The sequence below is a fragment of the Variovorax sp. GW821-FHT09D05 genome, from assembly GCF_059416325.1.
In genome coordinates, this window is sequence record NZ_JBWKOZ010000012.1 from 182,921 (window position 1) to 205,202 (window position 22,282).

Annotated in this window: 6 protein-coding genes, 1 tRNA gene and 1 pseudogene; all 8 read left to right on the forward strand. The window is 58.6% G+C overall.

Annotated features, from left to right (window positions below; all coding sequences use genetic code 11):
* Positions 1-49 precede the first annotated feature (49 nt).
* The 8 genes and pseudogenes from AC07O3_RS29400 to AC07O3_RS29435 all read left to right on the forward strand — a co-directional run bounded on the left by AC07O3_RS29400 (position 50) and on the right by AC07O3_RS29435 (position 21,698).
* Positions 50-508 (forward strand): MerR family transcriptional regulator, encoded by a 459-nt coding sequence (locus tag AC07O3_RS29400; RefSeq protein ID WP_093053060.1) that lies wholly within the window; start codon positions 50-52, stop codon positions 506-508.
* 26 nt (positions 509-534) lie between these two features.
* Positions 535-611: transfer RNA gene (locus AC07O3_RS29405), tRNA-Pro, on the forward strand.
* A gap of 367 nt (positions 612-978) precedes the next feature.
* A pseudogene (locus AC07O3_RS29410) lies at positions 979-1,629 on the forward strand (IS66 family transposase).
* On the forward strand, positions 1,629-1,772 hold the full coding sequence (locus AC07O3_RS29415) for a transposase domain-containing protein (RefSeq protein ID WP_495340977.1): 144 nt from the start codon (positions 1,629-1,631) through the stop codon (positions 1,770-1,772). The pseudogene AC07O3_RS29410 and the gene AC07O3_RS29415 overlap by 1 nt, the downstream one beginning before the upstream one ends.
* Before the next feature lie 87 nt (positions 1,773-1,859).
* Positions 1,860-2,231 (forward strand): hypothetical protein, encoded by a 372-nt coding sequence (locus AC07O3_RS29420; protein WP_440533995.1) that lies wholly within the window; start codon positions 1,860-1,862, stop codon positions 2,229-2,231.
* A 234-nt stretch (positions 2,232-2,465) separates the two neighbouring features.
* Positions 2,466-3,731, forward strand: coding sequence for a glycosyltransferase (locus AC07O3_RS29425; RefSeq protein ID WP_495340978.1), 1,266 nt, complete (start codon positions 2,466-2,468; stop codon positions 3,729-3,731).
* A 451-nt stretch (positions 3,732-4,182) separates the two neighbouring features.
* Entirely contained in the window at positions 4,183-21,432 is a 17,250-nt protein-coding gene (locus AC07O3_RS29430; protein ID WP_495340979.1) for an Ig-like domain repeat protein, read from the forward strand.
* Entirely contained in the window at positions 21,429-21,698 is a 270-nt protein-coding gene (locus AC07O3_RS29435; protein WP_495340980.1) for a hypothetical protein, read from the forward strand. The genes AC07O3_RS29430 and AC07O3_RS29435 overlap by 4 nt, the downstream gene beginning before the upstream one ends.
* Positions 21,699-22,282: the final 584 nt, after the last annotated feature.

The following is a 22,282-nucleotide window of genomic DNA, read 5'->3' on the forward strand; positions in this document are numbered from 1 at the left end:
GCCTGCGTAGAGTAATCTCTCAGGTTTCCCGCGCACAGTCTTGATTTCAATGGAGAAAACGCTCCCTCCGATTCCCGTCAAACGCTACTTCACCATTGGTGAGGTTGGCGAACTGTGCGGCGTCAAGCCGCACGTGCTGCGTTATTGGGAGCAGGAGTTCACGCAGCTGCGGCCCATGAAGCGGCGCGGCAACCGCCGCTACTACCAGCACCACGAGGTGCTCATGATCCGCCGCATACGCGATCTGCTCTACGACCAGGGCTTCACGATCAGCGGTGCGCGCAACAAGCTTCAGGAGCTCGTGCAAGGTGAACGCGACCGTCGCAAGGCGGGCGAGGTGCCGCTCGACGGCATGGAGGCCATCGAGATCGACCAGGAAGAATTCGATGCCGCCGTGGTGCAGGATTCGCCCTCGTCGTCTGCCACGCAGACGGTCGACCTGTCGCAGTTGTTGCACCTGCGGCGCGAACTCTTTGAAATTCGTGAGCTGCTGACCCTCGGACGCTGAATTTCAACCGCTATAATCGAGAGCTTCGGTGTGTGGCGCAGCCTGGTAGCGCACTTGCATGGGGTGCAAGGGGTCGAAGGTTCGAATCCTTTCACACCGACCAGTATTGACAGGGGTTAGCAGCGTAGTAGTTGCTAACCCCTTTGTCATTTCTGAGCTGCGTGCCCTATTGGTGCCCTAAAACGTTGAGTTGCCATTCGTCAAGGATACGTGTGATCGCCGCTCAACGGCTCGATGCTTAAGGTGTTGCCGCCGTGTGCGGCCAGCCGCCTAACACTGTCAGCCCCGGCGCCCACTTCTCGATGGGCAAACGCGTGCCTCTGCTTCACGGGTAATCCGGGCTGCCGCCCGAGTCGCTCATCGGCAACGCCGCCCAGAGACAGCCTCGTGCTGATCACCTGTCCGACCAGTTCACACGGCACCGAGCAACGATTTGCGTGCCACCCGAGACCAAGCAGGTGCAGGTGGCGATGCTCAAGCCTGGCAATGGCAAGACGCATCGGGCGTACCTCTCGTGCTACTGCACGACCACTTACGATGCGCTGCGCGCCGTAGTGTTCGACTTCGCCGAAAGCCGTGGCGGGCAGCATGCCTGCGCGTTCCTCGGGCGCCCAGGTGAGCACGGCTGACCTGGCATGCAGGTGTGTGACGACTTCTCGGGCTACAAGGCGTGCTTCGAACTCGGCATCACCGAGGCCGGCTGTCTGGCGCATGCAAGGCGCAAGTTCCATGAGCGGTGGGGCAATCACGGAAGCCCAGTCGGCGAGCAGGCGCTGAAGTTCTTCGGCGAACTCTACGAAGTCGAGCGTGCCGTCGCCGACTTGGCCTTTGAAGAGTGCAGACGCGTGCGCCAGGAGCAATCACGCAAGGTAGCCGAGGCCCCGGGCATCAATGGCTCACCGCACAGCGACAGACGGTGCCTGAAGGGTTATGCCACAACCACAGCCAAAGCCATCGACTACGGCCTGAAGCGCTGGGTGGCTTTGACGAGCTACATCGACGCCGCCGATCTGCCAGTGGACAACAACCAGGTAGAGAGCCAAATTCGGCCCATTGCCCTAGGGGGGCGAACTGGTTACTCGCAGGCAGCTTGCGCGCTGGAAAGCGCGCCGCCGCAGTAATGAGCCCGGTGCACTTGGCCAAGATCCATAGGCATGAGCCGTACGCCTGTCTCAAAGACGTGCTGGAGCGATTGCCGACGCAGCCGGCGAGTCGCATCCAGGATTTGCTGCCGCGCCGCTGGGCGTCTCCCCTTGCGAACTGACAGTGGATGCCAGCGCTATCGAGCGAGCCGCAACTCACTCGTGCACGCCTGTGAGGCAGAATTCCCCGATTGCCGAGGAGGGGCGACATGACCAAAGAAGGGGCACTACTGTCCTTTGCCGACCTGTTGGAAGTGGCCACTGTCTGCGCGCCGCAAAGGGACTACGAAATGCAGACGGAACTCGTCGAACAGTGCCGCTCGATGCGCCGCGCATTTGTCGCAAAGATGCCCGTTCGCCACCTTTTTCGATGTGAGATCTGCGGCCTTCAAACTGGCGAGGTGCTCATGCACTTCGAAGACCCAAAGCAGCCACTTCAGGCTGAGTCAAATCGTCTCATGTGGGGAACACCAGCTGGCCACTATGTGGACATACATAAGTCCGAGTTGCACCGCATGCTTGTGCACGGCGCAGACCTCTCGCCCGCGTTCCAGGCCCTCCTCCAACAGGCTGCGCCCTGACCAATTGTTTTCAGGCGTCTACGTCAAGATGCCATCGCCGTGCGCTTACCCATTGGCAATAGACTCTTTGCCTGTTCGCCATTTCACGCGACTAGTATTGATAGAGGCTGGTAAGGCGGCAGTTGCTAGCCTCTTTTTAATTTTTTGATAGCCGTGCCCTACGTTGCGGCACTTCGTCACGCTAGTGCTTAACATGATACGGGACCAGACGCGTCAGTGCTGCCTCGGAGATACTTGATCTCAATGAGCCCGCGAATTCTGTTGATTTGGGAGCAAGGAAAAAACCTTGGTCATCTTGTCCGGCTCAGGGAGTTCTCCGCGCAAATCAAACGCCGTGGAGGTGTTCCGGTCTGGATCGTGCCTTCCAAGTTTGCTGGGCAATTACTCATCTGGAGCACAGATGAGTGCCACGTGGCTCCAGTTGTAGGGAAGGAGGGTAGTCGAGTCGTGCGAACGCAAGGGCTGCATGCGATACCTCGATGCTTCGCCGATATCCTGCTGGCAGTCGGATTTTCAGATGCCAGTGCGCTAACACATGCGCTGAGGCAGTGGGTGAAGTTGTTCGACGAGCTGAAGCCAGACGCGGTCGTTTGCGACTATTCGCCCGTTGCGCTGCTCGCCGCGTGCTGTCAGGCGCTTCCGGTCGTGCAGTTGACCAACGGTTTTGATGCGCCTCCAGGCTCGTTCCCAGCGTTCTCTGGCGGGCCTGACTATCCCTTGGGCGGCGACTCCGTGACGCCTAGCGTCGAACATCTGGCCAGCTCGATCCATGAAGCGAGCAAATCCATCGGGAGAGTACGTACGCTTGAGGAATATCTTGCGTGGCCTACAAAGGTGCACGATGGATTGCCTGAAACCGATCCCTATGGCGTGCGCTCAGGCATGCGCCATATCGGCCCCGTCACGCTCGACGCTACGGCTTTTCGGTCTGACTGGTTGGAAGGTCAGCAAATGAATGGCAAGCGAGTCTTCGCTTACATGCGAGGATCCGCGGGAAGCATTCTCACGATTTTGGAGTCACTGAAGTCGGCAGAGGCGAGCGTGCTTTGCGTCTGGCCAGAGGTGCCACAAGCACACTTGGAGCGTTACCGCGGCAGTTCGATCTGGATTGAAAGAGAGCCCGTAGACCTGACCACTGCGCTCGAGCGCGCAGATGCTGTGGTGAACTATGGATCGGCCGGTGTCGTTGCTTCAACGCTACTGGCTGGAAAGGCCCAGCTGATGGTTCCGATCGATCTGGAAAAGCATCAGTTGGCACTTCGGATGCAGGCTCAGGGTTTGGGCCTCGCCTGGTTTCCCGGTCGAGAACCGATTCGTGCTGCGATCGACGGCCTTCTAAGTGATACCCGTGTGCGGGCGGCGGCACAAGTTGTAGCTGGTAGGTACTCGGACGGCCGACTGGTGCGAGATCGCACCGAGTTGTTAGACGCATTGGTTCTAGAACCTCACATTCTCATGCCCGATTCAGCTTGGTTGCCGTTGGGACACCATGGGAATTAACTATTTGGAATTAATCTAAATCCCCAACTTCTAGTCGGCATTGAGCCACTCTCGCTAAACATTTTCCTTTTGCGCTGGATGTATTGGAGAGAACCGTAGGCCAGTCGCAGTAGGTTGGTCTAGCCAGAGGCAAGAGGATTGCGCATGAGGGCGTAACGCCGTCGCCAATGAGGCGCGGATTGACTCGCTGGCTTCCATTTCGGCGGTTCGCAGGACACGTCGGGGCTGAGAAATGGTCGCAATCGTCAGTGGCAATAGTCTGGGACTGAGCCTGGGCTCGTTGGCAGTTTTGGGGGGACGGGGAGCTCAAGGCGCTGCTGGGCAGGGGAGGAGCGGCGAGCAGGCGTTCGTTAACGCAGCGACAGGCAATCTCGTACTGCAGAGCGGGGATGACCTGTTGGTCGGCAGGGGCCTGGACGTTCAGAGCGTACGAACATACAACAGCCAAGGCTTGCTGGATGACGACAATGCGGACAACTGGCGGGTAGGGGCGTTCGGGCAGTCCGTCATCTTGACGGGGATTCTGGGTGCAGCCGGCAGTAGTCTTGCTCGGGTAGATCGCGATGGAGCCCAGGCCATCTATGTCTGGGACGCCTCGAAGAGTCTCTACGTCAGCAGCGATGGCGCAGGTGCCTTTGACACGATCGACTACGACGGCGGCGCCTCGGAGTTTGTTTGGACCGATGGAGCCACCGGAGCCTCCGAGCGCTACCAAGCCAGCGGTCAGGGCCGTCTTCTGAGTGCCTCGGACGCGGACGGAAATACTGCCAGCTACCTCTACAACAGCAACGGTACGGTCCAATCGGTAACCGATGCCAGCGGCGAGGTCACCCATTACGACTACGTCGGCACGCAGCTGAATGCAATCCGCATCGAAGATGCGAGCGGCGCAAGTCGTACGCACGTGCGCTATGCATACGATTCCGATGGCCGTCTTTCGAGTGTCTCGGTCGATCTGACCCCGGAAGACGGAGATGTCTCCGACGGCAACACCTACGTTACGACGTACACGTACGACGGCAGCAGTCACCGGGTTGCCAGCGTCGTCCAAAGCGACGGCACGTCGTTGACCTTCACATACGTCCAGTCTGGCGGCATCTACAAGGTCGCCACCGTCACCGACGGGCTCGGTGCAGTGACGCAGTTCGCGTACGACACCAATGCGCTGACGACAACTGTCACGGATCCCCTTGGAGCGCAAAGCGTCTACGAATACGACACCCAAGGTCAGCTCCTGCGGCTGCGCCAAGGGGTGACCGACAACAACGCGAGCGGGGCCAATGTTGTCGACTATGCCTACGATCTGCAAGGCAATGTGCTGCAGATCACCGATGGGCGAGGGAATTCAGTCGACCTGACATACGACTCTCGAGGCAACCTGCTCAGCGAAATCGATGCGACCGGGAACACCCGCGTTCGTACCTATGGCGCTGGCAATCAGCTGCTGACGGATACCGTCTATGCAACGGCGGCAACCGCCGGAGCGGCCGCCTCCCAGCCCGAGACCGTGCGCTACGTCTACGCGCAGGGCAACTCGCGGCAGTTGCGATTCGTCATTTCGGCTGAAGGTGGCGTGACCGAGTACCGCTACGACAGCTTCGGGCAACGTACCGCATCCATTCAGTTCAAAGGGGGAGCGTACGACCTCGCCGGACTCGCTGGGGATGCATCCGTTACCGAAAGCGAAGTCGTTACCTGGCGCCAGACACAGGATCTGGGGCAGACAGCTCGCATGGACCTTGCATATGACGCACGAGGCTCGATCGTGAGCAGTGCGGAGTATGCGGAAATCGGTGTTGACGGAGAAGGAATCAGCGCATCCGCCGCAGTCACCCACTATATCTACGACGCCCGCGGCCTGCTCCTTCAGAAAATTGAACCGGGCAGCTCGAGCGCGGTCACCAGCTATACCTACGATGGCCTGGGGCGCGTACTCAGTGTACAAGCGCCGAGTCTGGACGGAAGTACAACTCCCAACACGACCATCACCTCGTATGACGACGCGAATGGCAAGACAGCTGTCACTCTCGCGAATGGGCTGATTACCACCTCCGCCTTCGATCATGCGGGCAGGCTGGTCAGCACCACTCAGCACAGTGTGGGAAGCGGGGTGTTGGGTGTAGCGACATACAGCTACGACGCTCGAGGCAATCTGCTGATGAGCGAGGATCCCACGGGAGCTCGCAAGTGGATGCTCTATGACGAGATGGGGCGCAAGATCGCGGACATCGATGCGACGGGCGCATTGATCGAATACGTGTACGACACGGCCGGACTTCTTCGAGAAACGATTGCGTACAGCACCCCGATCGATACCGCGGCTCTTGTGAACGAGGCGGGGCATCCAACCACCGCGTGGTCGAGTACCAACACGCAGACGAGTCTTGCGGGCTTGCGCCCGCAGTCCCAACCGCAGGACCAGAAGGTCTGGAACTTCTACGACAACGCCAACAGACTGATTTTCAAGGTCGACGCGCTCGGCTACGTCACCGAAACAGTCTACGACGGTGCTTCACGGGTGGTCTCGAGCACTCGTTTGGCCAACCAGATTGACGTTCAGGAGATTGAACGCGCCCAAGAACAGAGCGCAAACTCGTCAGTGACGGGCGCGGATGTTGTGCGCGTGGCTCTCGGTCGCCTTGGAGCGATTCCTGTCACGCTGAGTACCAATGCCAGCTCCGTGTCAGCGGGCTCGTTGGTTTACTTGGAAGCCAAGGTCGAGGGGGTAGGCGATGCGGGTGTGGTGACGTTTTTCAGGGGAAACATCATCCTTGGGACCGTCCCTGTCGTGAACGGCATTGCAGGCCTCGAGACCGATTGGCTGGAGTCGGGTCTGAACAATATCCGAGCTTCCTATACGGCCCAAGGCCAGTCACTAGCGAGCGTCTCGAAGGCGGTCTCCATTGTCGTGACCCCGGCAGAGAGCTCGGCGAGCTTGTCGCTTTCAAACTCGGAGATCGTCAGCGGCAGCGCGCCTGAGCTCACGATGTACCTCAACAGCGTACTTCCCGAGGGGTTCACGGGGGGCGGTGGGGATGTCCGCTTCTATGCCAATGGCATCCTGCTTGGCGTGGTTCCTGTCGTGGACTACATGACATCTCTGTCTGCACCAATTTTTCCGGTTGGCGATGTTCTGATTCGCGCTGTCTACTCCGGAGATGCGAAACACGCGTCGACATTCGCAGAAGCACGGATACGGGTCGAAAAATCTCAAAGCGATCTTTCTCTCAAGGCGGCCTCGACTGGAACGGGCCTCAGATTGACGGCTCAGGTATCGAGTGACGCCGAGTACAACCAGCCGTTCGTTGGTGAGGTTGCTTTCTACGACGGAACCGCCTTCATTGGACGCGGCACTGTTGTGAATGGGATCGCGACGCTCGATGTCAACTATCCCGCCGATCCTACGGGGCATCCACCTGCGTTCCGCGCGCAGTACAGCGGAGATGCCTATCGCCTTGCTACCCAAGGTTCCGCATACTTGGGAGCGACGCTGCTGGATCTAGAGGCCTCCGTTACCCAGGTAGCGCAGGGCAGTCCGGTCACGATCAGGGTGCGTGTTATCGACGATATGTCGAATCGGCAGATCAGATTTTTTGCCGACAATCAATATATCGGAAGTGCTCAGGCAAGCGGTGGCTGGGCGACCCTCACCGTTGACTACCTACCTGTTGGTGCGCAGGTCGCCATCAGTGCCAGCATCTTGGACACTGACCGTATCAGTACGGGGCATCTGGCGATCGAGGTCACCGCTTCCGCTCAGAATCCCGCGGCACCTGTCGTACAGCCTCTAACGATCAGTCCGACCGCCATCGTAGTGACTGTCGGAGAGCCAATTGGAATCGGTATCACGGTTCCTGGTTTGTCTTACCCATCGCCGAGCTCCTTTCTCGTCTTCGATGGAGAAACACTGGTCGGCAAGGCGCTCTACCAAGAAGACGGGAAGATCTTTTTTCCGACTCTGTCAACCGGTACACACAACCTGACGATTGTGTATGAAGGAAACTCCTGGCAGGAGGGGCCGATCTCCGTAGGGCAGGTGGATGTAACGGTCGAGCGCGATGAGCCCGATATCGAGTTGACCACGTCGATGCCCGATCAGGTTTCGGTTGTAGGCAAGCCGATCGCGATCTCGGCAAGGGTCAATTCCACTTCGGGGATACCCGCTGCGGGCACCATCAACTTCTACAGTGACGGTGTGCTGATCGGGTCCGCCAACCTCGTGGGCGGTGTGGCCACCATGACGTGGTCGGGGGGGACCATTGGCACGCACCGCATCACCGCCAGTTACTCCGGCGATGCGAATCACAAGCCTTTCGCGATCGATCAAGCATCGCCAAACGTGCTTATTCAGCCCATCGTCTATGACGCTTCGGTTTGGTGGAGCGCCATCGATGTCAGCACCGAGCCCGAAGTGCCCAAGGCCGGATCTCCTGTGAGCATCAAGGCCTCCATTCGGGGCAGTTATGAGTTGGGTCCCACCCCGACGGGCACGGTCCATGTCTTTGAAGGCGGTCAGCTGCTTGGGAGTGGCTCACTGATCGACGGGGTCTTCACGTTGAGTGTGCCCAGCTTGTCGGCGGGTGTTCACAACTTGAGATTTTCCTACGAAGGAAGCCAGCTCTATGCGACCACGGAAGGGTATTCGCAGGTTGTCGTTGAAAAATATCAGACGAGTGCGACGCTCTCAGCGTCGGCCACAAGCGTTGTTCAAGGCCAAGCGGTCACACTGACTGCGAATGTCGATGGTGGGACACCCGCTCCAAGCGGGCAGGTGAATTTCTTTGCGGGAAGCACGTGGCTTGGCTCGGCAGAGGTGGTCAATGGTCAGGCAGTCCTGGTGACCAACTACCTGCCTGTGGGTGGCAACGTCACCTTGAGCGCGGTGTACTCCGGAGATGAGCTGCACCTGGACAGCGTCGCTGCGCAGCAGCCGTTGATACAGGTCAGCGCGGGTGGACAAAACATCCAACCCCCCGCAACACAGGCAATGTCTGTTGTTGGGCCAAGTTACCCGACCGTCGGCCAGCCCATCGAGCTCGCGCTGGAGTTCCCCGGTGGACAGGATCTCGCGGGTGGACACTACACCGTCTTCAATGGACAGACGATTGTAGGCACCTACCAGGCGGATCTCGCGTCGCCAGGACGAATCCGGATCGAGGGGCTGCCGGCAGGATCGATTGATCTTAAAGTCGTCTTCACCAAGGGGTCTGTGACGGGCGTTGCGCAGTATCAAGCCTATGTTGACAAGGCTTCCACAGGCGTATCGGTTTACACATCCCCGTCCAGCGCAGTTGCTGGACAGCCTGTGACCTTCACCATCAATCTCCGGAATACGAGCAACAGCGGGACTAAGCCACCGTTCACCGGTTCGGTCTACATCTTGCTGAACAACGGGGTCAGCGTCGGTCCGGCCACCGTGGTGGATGGCGTTGCGACTTTCACATCCAGCACCCTGCCTTTGGGGAGTCATCAGGTTCGCGTGCAGTACTCAGGTGATGCAAATCATCTGGGCTATTCCTCCTCCTATTGGGGCTTCGAAGCCTGGCTCGATATTCGTGTTGACAAGCCTGCTTCGTACGTGGACATCCTCACGTTCGAGGCCGAAGATGGAGCACCCGTGCGCCTGAGAGCGCAGCCCGGAGGCAGCGGCCAGCCAAGGAGCGGAACCATCACTTTCTACGATGGGCAAACCTTGCTGGGAACTGCTTCGTTGGCGGGTGGGGTCGCCGAGTTGTTGGTGACCGGGCTCTCGGTGGGGGAACACCAGATCCGCGCCGTCTATTCTGGCGATGGGAACAATGCTGCGTCCGAGACAACCAGCGTCGTGACAATTGTCAAGGCATGGCCACAGCTGGAGAACCTGAGTGCCACGCCCCTTCCTGCGACCGGCTCTCTTTCTGTACGGGTCTCTCGGACGGACAACTCTCCGATCGATGGAGTAGTTAACTTCTACCAAGGATCTCACTTCTTGGGATCCGCTCAAGTCGTCAATGGGATCGCAACGCTTCCGGCAGCCAACCTTCCTGGTGGAGCTCAGAATTTCACCGCGATCTACCTTGGCGACGAGCGCACGCAAGTATCCGAATTCAACTTCGAACAGATCGTTCAGACCGAGGAGCGCACGACACTCTACGTCGATGAGAGCGAAGCTGATCGGCGAGTCGATCAGGTGTACCGAAAAGACGGGAAGATCCAAGGCTACCTGGACGAAGAAGGCTATCTGACGGAGTACAAGTACAACGCGGCGGGAGAGCTTGTCGAGACAATTCGATATGCAGATCGAGTGGCAGGACTGGAGACCGCCGCGCAGCGAGCTGTTGCGATTGCTGCAGCGAGTGCAAGCCATAGCCTCGTCAGCCTCAGGCCCAACGCAGGCGGGAACGACGTGCATGCGTACAACTTCTACGATGCGCGAGGACGCTTGGTTGGGGTGGTAGACGGTGAAGGGTACTTGACGGAGACCGTCTACGACGCACGAGGAAATGTTGTTGAATCCATCCGGTACTACAACAAGGTCGGCTCGATTGCGAGCAACGCAGCGCTTGCGAATGTGAGGCCATTGCTTGACGCTCGTGATCAGCATGTAACTCAGACTTGGTCTGCGGCCAATCAACTCATCAGCCAAACAGACACGGAAGGGACCACAACCACCTTCTCCTACAACAATGTGGGCCAGTTGGTGAAGACGGTCTCCGCAGCGGGAACGGTTGATGAGCGGGTTGAACGGCTGCGCTATGACGTTCAAGGACGTCTGATTGGAGAACTTGACGGGCGCGGTAGCGCAGCGATAGGACAAGACGATACGTTCAGTGCTTGGGCTGACAACGGGTTGACGCACACCTACGATGCGGCTGGCAGGCGAATCAGTACCACCGATGCCAATGGGCATCGCACGCTGTTCTTCTACGATGCCGTCGGTCGCCTGGCATATACGGTCAATGCATTGGGTGAGGTCGCAGGAAGTCGATACGACGCCTTGGGTCAGCTGATCGAGCAAGTCACCTTTGGCACCAGGGTTGACGTCGCGACGCTCGGCGCAACAACGCCGGGAGGCTTGAATACCGATACGCTGTCTTCCATGTTGGCTGGTGTGGCGGATACCAGTAAGGACTCGCGCACCTCGCGTGCTTACGCTGCGACGGGAGCGCTGATCAGTAGCACCGATGCGCTGGGGTCGACCACCTTCTATTCCTACGACGCATTTCGCGAGGTGATCGCGAGCTTTGTCGGCCTTCAGAGTGGACTGGGCATCTTCGACAGTGTCGTCTATGACCGTCGAGGTCTGGCCGTGGAGACATCCAAGGGGAACGGCCTGGCTGTTTCAAACAAGGTCTACGATGCCTTTGGCAGACTGATCGAAAGCATCGACCCCAATGGCCATAGCAGCGTATATACCTATGACCGCCTTGGTCGAGTCGTCACGACCGTCGATGCACTGCAAGCAGAGCGCATCACAACCTATGACGCATTCAACCGGGTATTGACGCAGCGTGATGCGCTCGGCAACGTTACTGCCTATAGCTACGACGTCACAAATCGAAGTGTGACGGTGACGACCCCCGAGGGGATCAGCACGACGACAGTTCACACGCGCCAAGGGCAGACGCAAAGCGTCACCGATGGACGTGGGAACACAGTCGTTTACGCGTACGACAGGAGCGGGAACCTCGTGCGTAACGAGGCGCCCGAGGGTGTTGTCACCGAGAACACATACGACAAGGCAGGTTTCAAGACCAGCACCACCGATGCCAATGGCGTGGTCACGGAGTTTGCGTACGACGCAGCAGGGCGCGTATTGACACGCACTGTGGATGCCGAGGGCTTGAACCTTGTCACGACTTACGTGTATGACGCGAAGGGACAGGCGGTTCAGGTCACGGACGCGCGAGGCACGGTCACGCAGACCGATTTTGACTTGGACGGCCGCGTCGTGCGGCAGATCGTGGATCCCGCCAACCTGGCGCTGGCGACGACCTACACCTACGATGCAAACGGCACGACATTGAATGTCGTCGACCCGAGGGGTACGCTGACGGTTTATACCTACGATGACCTCGGCAGGCGCATCAAGGAGCAGTTTGATCCGCAAGACATGAATCTCGTGCGTCAGTACGTGTACGACGCCGCCGGGAACATGATCGAGTTCACCGATGCGAACGGAAACTCGACGCGCTACGTGTACGACGCCAACAACCGGCAGGTTTTCAGTATCAACTCGTTGGGCGACGTACAAGAGAACCGCTATGACGCGGAAGCTCGTCTGATCGAGACAGTCGCCTATGCGACCTCCATATCACCCGGAAATCTGGAGCCAATCCTTGGCCAACCATCGCCAACGCAACCGGAAGATATTGCCGCGCTTCTGACTCCAGTGGTCGGATCGGATGTTGTTCAATCACGCCGATACGACAAAGACGATCGGCTGACTTATACGGTTGACGGAACGGGCGCGGTAATCAAGTACGTCTACGACGCAAGCAACAACGTCACCGAGATGCGCGTATATGCCAACCGCATCGATCGAAGCGCTTGGGCGCTGGACTCCGCCCCCGCAGTCGTTGCGGATGCCGTGCGCGATGAACGTATCCGCACCCTCTATGACGCGCTCAATCGCCGGACTTGGTCAGTCGACGGCACGGCTGGCGTCACCCAGTATTTGTACGACGGCAATGGAAATGTCGTCGAAAGTCGGGCATACGCAAACCAGCTCACGGCAACAGCACTTGCCTCATGGGATGGAAGCTCGGGCCCGGATGTCATCGCGGACCCGTCAAGGGATCAGCGAGTTCGAACCGTCTTTGATGCAGCGAACCGCGCAACGTGGAGAGTCGATGGCGCAGGTGGTGTTACGCACAACGTCTATGACAACGCCGGCAATGTGATCGAGCAACGCGTCTATGCCGAAGCGCTCTCCGCGGTGGCGCTGTCAGCGTGGGACGGACGTTCGGATCTGGTGCTTCAACCAGACAATGCGCGGGATCAGCAGACGCGAAATATCTACGACGCCGCAGGTCGGGTGACATGGACTGTCGATGGTGTCGGTGCCGTACAGAGGAATGAGTACGATGCCAACGGCAACGTGGTGATGCACATCAGCTATGCGAATGCGTTGGGAAATGGGCAATCTCCGCAGAGCATTGAGGGCAGCGGTCAGGACCAGTACACGCGCTATATCTACGACGCCGCCAATAGGGTGGAATACCGCTCGCGCTGGGAAGGTCCCTGGACCGAAGACAACCCCTACGGCCCAGCGCTCGATGGACGGGAGGAGGTTTCTTTCGACTACGACGGCGTCGGTAGGTTGCTGCGAAAGACGGTGCACACCAGCTTCACGTACTGGCAGCCGATGGGCTATTCTTCGCCTGAGGAAGATCGCAGCTATTACTACGTCTACGATGCGGCCGGAAGGCTCAGCTACACCGTCGACCCGGAAGCCGCAGTCACGCGCAATATTTACGATGGAGCTGGACGACTTGTTCGGACGGAACAGTTTGCCAATGCCATTGAAGGTGGAGCGACATTCGGCTATTGGGACCACGGGGGTGTTGGCGATCGCGACAGAACCCTGAGCGGCTACGGGCAAGCATCCAGGGCCGCAGTGTCCAGTTCGGTAGAGACCAGCGCGCGGTTCGACCCGACGGTGAACGTCTTCCTGCGGTTGACGCCTGAGCTCCTGGAGCAAGCCCTCGAGCGCAATCCTTCCGCCGACCGCGTCACCAGAATGACCTACGACGCCGCGGGTCGCCGCACATTCGTCGTTGACGCCATGGGAAGCCTGACCCAGCAGGTCTATGACGCCTTCGGCAACGTCACTCAAGAGATCGCCTACGCCAATCGGCCCGATCTATCGGCTGCGGGAGACACCCTCAGCGAGCAGGACATTCTCGCGGGCCGATCTTCGAATGCACTGGCCGATAGAGTTACCCGTCATTTCTTCGACCAGGGGCAACGCCAGGTACTTTCCATCGATGCGCTGGGCGGGCTTACTGAGCTGAGGTATGACGGGATCGGTCGGTTGACCGAATCGCGCAAGTACGCATCGCCGATCAACACGACCGCCCTTGCAGATGAGGCGACGACCAGCGATGTTCGGGCCCTCGTCATGGAAGACGCTGCAAACGATCGAACGTCTCGCATGGTGCACGACGCTGCAGGTCGACCAGTCTTTGCGATCGATGCACAGGGCTATGTCACCAAGACAGAGTACGACGGCCTTGGGCAGGTCAGCAGCACCACGCAGTATGCGCGGCCAATTTCGTTGGCAACGACAGCTACCGCATCCCAAATCGAAGCCGCGCTGGAACCCGACGAACAAGATCGAACGAAATCCTTCGTATTTGATGCGTTAGGCAGGACTGTCCTGAGCATCGACGCCTTGGGTTACTCGGAGTCCTGGACCTACGACATGCTCGGCAACAAGACGAGCTATACCAACGCGAAAGGATCCGTTTGGACCTATGAATACGATGGCCTAAGCCGTCTTGTCAGGGAGGTCTCTCCAGAAGTCGAAATCACAGCCCTCAAGAGCGGATTCAAGGATCGACTCCAGGTCGATAACGAGCAAAGCGGGCTCGGCTCCGTCGTGACCGAAATGCGGTATGACGTCCTCGGAAACATGACGCGCCGCACGGAAGGCGTTGGTCTTTCGTCGGAAAGAAGTACAGACTACACGTACGACAGAGTCGGGCGTCAGATTCGTGTGGATTATCCCGAAGTGGATATCTACGAAGTGGGCGAAGTAAGCCTTGAGTCGCCGCAACGGCTGTACACGACGACCATCTACGATGCCTTCGGAGACGCGATCGCGAATCGCGATGTGGCCGGGAATTTCAGCATCAGGTCGTACGACAATCTGGGCCGGCTTCGGTATGAGGTCGATGCACTCGGATACGTGACGGGATACACCCGCAGTACTTTCGGAGACACGGTCGCCCTCACGCGTTATGCATTCGAGGTAGGGGGTGACATTCGCGTTCGAGAGGAGTGGTGGGGAGAAATTGTTGTCCCTCGCTCGGAAGACATCGAGGCCGCTATTGAGACGGATGGCCGTGATCGAACGATCTTGAAGACCTACGACCGCTTGGGCCGCTCGATTGAGGTAAAGGAGCCCGAGGTCGCCGTCTACGACGCGGCAACGGGCTCGCAGGGGACGGCTGGGAAGATTACTCGCAACACGTACAACAGCTTTGGTGATCTGGTCCAGGTCGCACAGAGCTTGGGGGCGGACGATTGGGTGCTGTCGGCATCGAACTACTACGACCGCAAAGGTCAGCTCGCGGCAACGGTCGATGCGCTGGGTTACCTCACCAAGCAGGCCTTTGATGCTGTTGGGAATGTGGTCGACAGGACAGAGTTCGCGCGCTCTCTCGACGGTTGGAACGGCATCGCGAGCCTGGCTGGCTGGACCGGGTTCTCAGTCTCTGTGAGTGATGGCGCTGCGCTTTCGCCAACACTCGATGCGGCCAACGACCGCCGTGTGCTGACGAGCTATGACCGAAACAATCGAAAGACCTCCGAAACTCGGGTGCACGTTGAGTACAGCGTTGCCAGCGACGGTAGCAGCACGCGCGGAGACTTGACAACAACCTTCCGTTATGACGCAGTTGGCAATCTGACCCGAACGATCGATGCGGCTGGGGCATCAACCTATAGCTACTATGACGCGCTCGGTCGGGTGGTTGCGGTAGAGGAGCCCGCGCGTCCAGGTGCCGATGGCGTCACGATGGTGAGGCCGTTGACGGTCTTCAGGCGTGATGTGTATGGGAATGTGGTCAGCAAGACCCAGTATCTGAATGGAGGGAGTGAAGGAGCTCCTGTAGATCCTCGGCCCATGCCGTCGTCCATCCATATTCCGAATCCGGAAGTCGCAAGCGCGCAGGCTGGAGGGTGGACGCTTATCGGTGGGTCGGGCTACATGTCTTCGGTCCCTTTCGATGGGGGCAGCCCCGTCTATCGCTTGCGCAGCGACTTCTTCGGACCACTGCACTACTACACCCAGTCCAGCAACGAGCGCGACATTCTGCTGGCATCGGGAATCTGGCATGACGAGGGGATCCTGGGGTACTTGGCCGACAACGAGGACACAGGAACGATCCCGCTGTACAAGGTGCAGCTGCGACTTCCCCCATTCTGGCCTCCGGAGCTCCAGAGCTTCTCGGCCTATCACTTGCTGACGACCAGCTGGGATGAGGTCCAGAATCTCGTTCAGAACTTCAATGCGACGTTCATTGGAACGGTTGGCTATGTGGGAGAGGCACAAAGCTCCACCCTCGATACCGAGATTGTGAGGATGTTCAACCCCTTGGTCGGGGACCAGTTCTACACGGCCGCAACGATCCAGGCCGATCCGTTCGACGATGTCGATCTCGTAGCGAGTACTGACCGGACGAGCTTTGCGAAGTATGACGCTCAAGGTCGTCTGACGCAGAGCACGGACGAGATGGGAGTCAATCACTACTACGCGTACAACGAGCGTGGACAGGTCGCCGTCGAGCGTCAATACGTGACCGAGAGCGACGGATCGAAGACCGAGCTTCGCAAAGAGTACTTTTATGACGCGCTCGGGCGCCAGACTGAGGTCCTCGAACGCGGGACGGTGACAGACACGGCCGACTACAGCAACGATGCGACTGCAAGAGGAAATATCTACAGTAGTAATCCACGCGCGGCTGTGACCCCAGGGGAGTACCCCGTTCTCGATGAAAATGGAAATCCTGTCATTCCGCCGCAGGGTGGCACAGGCGTAGGCAACGGCACCATCAAGCTCACGCAACTCGGAAACGTCATTGACGCCGCAGGCGGCGAGGTCAAGTTCGAGATCGACTACACGACCCCTGCGCGTGCAATTCCTGGTGATGAGGACTCGGAGCCAACGACCGAGCCCGGCCACAGCGCGACCTACTCGAAGAGCTACGCCATTGCGGCGAGTGCGTTGCAGTTGCAAGGCGTCAGCCTCACACCAGATGCAGAGCCGATTGCTACGGTGTCCGCGATTCGCATTCTGCAAAAGGATGGTGCAGGAAACTGGGTCGTTCGTTGGCAGGGAACACCCGCGGATGCGAACGGAGCCAACTGGCTGGGCGTTGGTAACACGGACGACCATCGCGTCAGTACTTCGCTAGACTACAACGCGTTCGGAGAGCTTGTCTCGAAGCAGGTACAAGCAGGAGAGACGCAGGTTGGAGCTGAGACATTCGACTATGACAATGCCGGTAACCTGGTATGGACGGATGCAGGGAACGGCGTTGCCAAGACGCTGAAATACGACCGTCTCGGCCGGCAGACTGCAGAGATATCTGGCGAAAGTGGCGATCCCAACAGCCGGTACACGGGGACGGTGTACGACGCGCTGGGGCGAGTGATCGTGAAGAAGTTGGCCGCGCGGGAGTCTTCGGACGTGCCCAACACATCCGTTCAGCCGGAGATCCATCAGAACGTGGACCGATGGGGCAACGTGGTGAGTATCAGTGACCCGCGTTCCTCGAACTGGGTGACGCACTACAGCTATAACGCCAACAATCAGCTGGTGCGTCAGGTGCAGACGGACAGCGATGGCGTATCCGGGATCGACGCCAATGGGAACGTCGTCAATGCGAATGCACCGGTGACTTCCATCTATTACGACGCGATGGGCCGGCAGGTGGCAGTGCACGATGCCAATGGCAACGTCAACGGCCAGGAGTGGGATGACGGCGGCAATCTCGTCAGGGAACTGCACGCGGACGGCAACGGGGTAGACACGGGTGTGGTCAGCCATACCTACAACGCCTTCGGCAACAGGGTGAGCACCACGGATGCCGAGCACAACCTCACCTCCTTTACCTTCGACAAGCTCAACCGCAACGTGCGTACGAACTTCGTGTCGGAAGGGGTTGTGCAGAAGCAGCGTTGGGATGAAGCCGGACGTCTGGTCTCTCAAACCAACGGGAACGACGAGACGACGAAATACGGCTACGACGTTCGGGGTAACCTGATATGGACAACGCAGCCGATGGGGCAGACCACCTATGCCGGCTACGACGCACTCAATCGCAAGGTGATTGAGATGGACGCCAACGGTGCGTTGGCAACCTGGACATACGACTACTTCGGCAAGCTGACGGCGCACCGCGATATTGGTGGAGCGCTGTATAGCTACACGTACGACAGCCTTGCGCAACTGAAGACACAGACCAACACCCGTGGTCAGAACTTGAGTTTTGACTACGATGGAGCCGGTCAGTTGATCCGGGCGACCGACGGTGCCATCGGGCAGGAAACGGCCTACGCCTACGACCTGGGAGGGCGCCGACTTCGCGAGAAGACGATGCAAGGCGGCGTCACCTATCAGGATAACTCCATTGCCTACGATGCCTTGGGGCGCATGCGTTGGGTCAATGACGGCAGTGGAGGCGTCACGCTGACGGTCGACTATGACAAGGTCGGCAATCGCACGCACATCCGTACTCAGTTGAACAATGCGGATGTCAACACGCTGCCCTCGGACACGCATCGCTACTTCCAGTACGACGCGATGAACCGTCAGATCCTGGTGGATTCGTCCAGCGTGGATGGCTCGGTTCTGGGGGCTGAAGGCCATCGGCTTGAGTACGACTACAACGGCCGTCGCGTCATGGACACGCGGGAAGGGGTGCGAATCGAGCTTGATGCCAATGGCCAGTGGGCTCCCCAGGCTGGGGAGACCGTCGAGACTTACGGCTATGACGGATTGAACCGCTTGAAGACCGTCACGCGTGACAACGTGCTGGTGGAGTCTCGCACTTACGACGGGGCTGGCCGGGTTCTCACCAACAGTCCCGGAACGCTGGATTCCGGCTACATCGCGCTGCATAGCGTGTCTCAAGGCGTGACGGGTAACGACCCGATCCAGGCACGCATTAGCCAGTACGACGCCAACGGTCGGATCACCTATCAGAGCACCCTGGCCTACGTGTCGCCGCTGGTAACGCCCAGTGGACAAACTTTCACTGGCGTCACCTATGAGTACGATGCCGCGGGCAACGTGTTGGGCTACCTCACCGCTAATGCGGACCCGCTGAACCCGACCTTCACGCGCACCGAAAACGGGGTGCAGCGGGGTGAGGGATACAAGCAGGCGATCAGTCTCAGTCAGACTGTAGCGGCGGCGGGAGGCTCTGCCGGGACGCCGATTTCACAAGGCGGCGTCGGGTACAACTATGACGTCAACGGCTTCCTGACGCACACCGGCGATCCGGGCAACCAGACGGTCACGCAGAACCACTTCTTCGTCAACGATGCCAACGGCACGGCCCTGTACGCCTACTACGGCAACCCGGCCACGCCGGTGCAGGGGCAACGCCAGTTGGTGGTGAACGGGGAGGTGCTTGGCCGCTACGGCTGGGTACCCGACCAGCGCTATGCGGGCGTCAGCTTCCCTGTGCCCGGCTTTACGCCCTACAAGCAGGAGGCAAGCTTCAGCTTTGGCTATCAGCCAATCAACGGCAACTACCCGGCGGGTACGCCGGGCACTTATGCCGTCGGGGCGAGCGATACGCTGCAGGGCATCGCCAAGAACGCCTACGGCGATTCGAGCCTGTGGTACCTGATCGCCGACGCCAACGGACTGGGCGGCAACGCAGAGTTGCGCGTGGGACAGGTGCTGACAATCCCGGCGCATGTGTCCAACTCGGACAACAGCGGCACCTTCAGGCCGTACGACCCAAGCAAGATCCTGGGGGATACCAATCCCACCATGATGGCGCTGCCCCAAAGCCAGGACAAGGGCTGCGGTGGTCTTGGGCAGGTGATCGTGGCCATTGTGGCGATCGTTGTCACGATCTACACCGCGGGCGCAGCTGCAGGTGCTTGGGGAGCGGCAGGAACCGCAGGGACGGCAACAGCGTCTGCCGGAGTTGGGGCGACCATGACGACGGGGCTGACCGCCATGGGCGGTGGCTATGGAGTGGTGGGAGCCGCAGCAGCGGCTGTTGGTGGCGCTGTCGGCTCGATAGCCAGTCAGGCGGTGGGCATCGGGTTGGGAGTGCAAGACAGCTTCAGCTGGAGAGGTGTGGCGCTAGGTGCGCTTGGGGCGGGAGTTGGTGCTGGTGTAGGCGCGGCACTGAACGTGCCTGGAAGTCTGCTTGCTGGTAACGGATGGCAGGCAGTGGGGCGTGCAGCGATCTCGAATGCGCTCACGCAGGGGGTTGCCGTAGCTACTGGGCTCCAAGACCAGTTCAGTTGGAGAGGGGTGGCGGCTGCTGCAGCAAGCTCGGCGATTGGACAGGGCCTCAATCAGGCGATGAACTACGACCCAACGATGGGCTTCGAGTTCAGCAAAAGCTTGGTTTCCGGCGTGGGCAGCAGCGTGATTGCGCAAGTGGTACGCGGCGGGAAGATCACCGCAGCTTCGGTGGCGTCAGATGCTTTCGGGAACATCATTGGTGACTCTCTGGCGGCTGCGAACCGAAGCATCGATCCCGCGAACCCCTACGGCTATCAACCGTCGAGCCGCGGTATCACTGGCTGGCGTAATTTCGAGGGGGCACTTGGCAATGCGTTGGGCGACAGCCTCGCTGCATCGGCCCTGCCGAATACAAATGGTGATACGCACAGCCCTGACCCGAGGACTTCAGACATTACGCCAGTCGGTTCAGACGAAGGAACTCCTGTCGAAGCAGAAATCTCTGGCAATGCATCCAAGGAAAGACACGGCTCGCTCTTCGACAAAATCAGGGAGATCGGGAAACCGTATGACCTGAATCAATGGGGCAAGAAGGAGTTCACGCAAAGAGCGAGTGACTACTCGACACCACTTGCTGCGGAGGAAAAGCTCTACCTTGAATACTTCGGCCGCACCCCGGTTGCTTCCGACAAGCTCAACGAGACTCAACAGAAGCGAGCCGTCGACCTGTTTGGTGATGGGCCAGACTCTCAAGAAAAATATGCGAACTGGGCCAGTCGCGCAGACATCCTCAATCACTATGTCTATACCCACCCGGCCACGATCAATTATTTGACTGAAACGTACCGATTCACCCGAGATATGAATCCTGTGCAGTTTGCTCTTGAACGCGGCTATCAGGTGGGTGGTGGAGAGGAAATGTTTACCGGACAGCCCGTTAGTCGAGTGAAGGCCGGAGTTGAGTTTGTTGCCGCATTGGCGCTCATGAAGGTGGTCGAAGTCGGCGTGAGAGCACTCTCTAACAATATTGCTGGTGGGGGGAATTCGCGTGTCGAAGGAAATGCGAGGTGGCATCAAACCGAGGCAACGTGGAAAGTAAATTCAGATGGACCTCGTACCCTAAGTCAGGGTATGAAAATCGCCGAGGACAACGGCGTCTATATTGCCGATGATGTTCGTTTCAACGTCATTCCTGACAAAGACTATGTCAAGCGCTTCGGGGATGGCTCGCATGCCACTTACGGGCGTCTGACTGTTGAGGGCAATCCGCTTCTCAAGTGGGACGACATAATGACTGCTCGTGATGGCAAGATCAACATTCACATGCGTCAGTCAGTACTTGACAGTGACGAGCGGATAGTAGCTATCATCGCCCACGAAACGCATGAGGTCGAAGGACTCCGAGTAGCGTTTGCCGAAAATGGCGGAAAATTGCGAGCGCTTCAATTCAGAGATCTCGTCTCTGACACTGTCCCGAATAACTTGCACTCGGAAGCTGTCAATTTGGGTGATCAGTTGGTTAGAGAAATGAGAGTCCGCAACGCGAAGGAGGGCAAATGAATTTACAGGAATTGCTCAATGACCTATCTGCGGATAGAGACAAATACAACATCGCCATGATCGACAGTGCGCGGTATGCCATTCGTTCGATCGTGGAGGCGGGTGATGCGTCCTACCTTCCTGCCTTGCCTGATGAAGTTCGTCAAACCATCATGGATATGGTCGCAACTTATAGACGCCGAGGGCGGCTAACGTTTCTTTCGAACCTTGGCGAAGAGGACTTCACCGAAACGATAGGGAGGTTCGTTCAGCTCTGTCGGCTTTGAGACTGTTGATTTCCGCGCAGGCGTGACCCCCGTTTCCGCTGACGCCTGGCCCTGCCAATACGTCAGAGCGCACGCCTGTGGTCCAGAGCATCGGTACGCAAATGCGGGTCAGCACTCGATGGGAAAGTAGGTCAAACGAGCGCGGAAATCCACAGTGCCGCCGGGCCGTAGTGGGTGTTGCGAGCTCAGGCCGCTGTAGGGTGTGCGGAAGAGGAGGGCATGACGGCAAGTCAGCATCGCGATTCGTGTGCCGTGCTGTCATCTCCATCGCGAATTTGATTGGGCTTGGGCGTGAAGTAGGCGGCTGTCACAAGCACGCAACGCGCAGTTCAATGTAGTGAAAAAGACTCATCAAAAAATACATCTTAAGTACTCATTGTTAAGCGGCCGCAATCATTAAACTGTTACTTAAGATTTCATTTGAGAAATGCTTGAGAAACTTTCTTTGCCAAATTCAAGCTTCGCAAGCCAGCTGATCTCGGATCGTGTATTCTGAATGTAGGAGGGGGACTACGCTTTTGTGCCTATGCCCCGGCCTGTGGAGGTTGATTCGTTCAAGTATTTGAGGCGAGTTGTCCCGGATT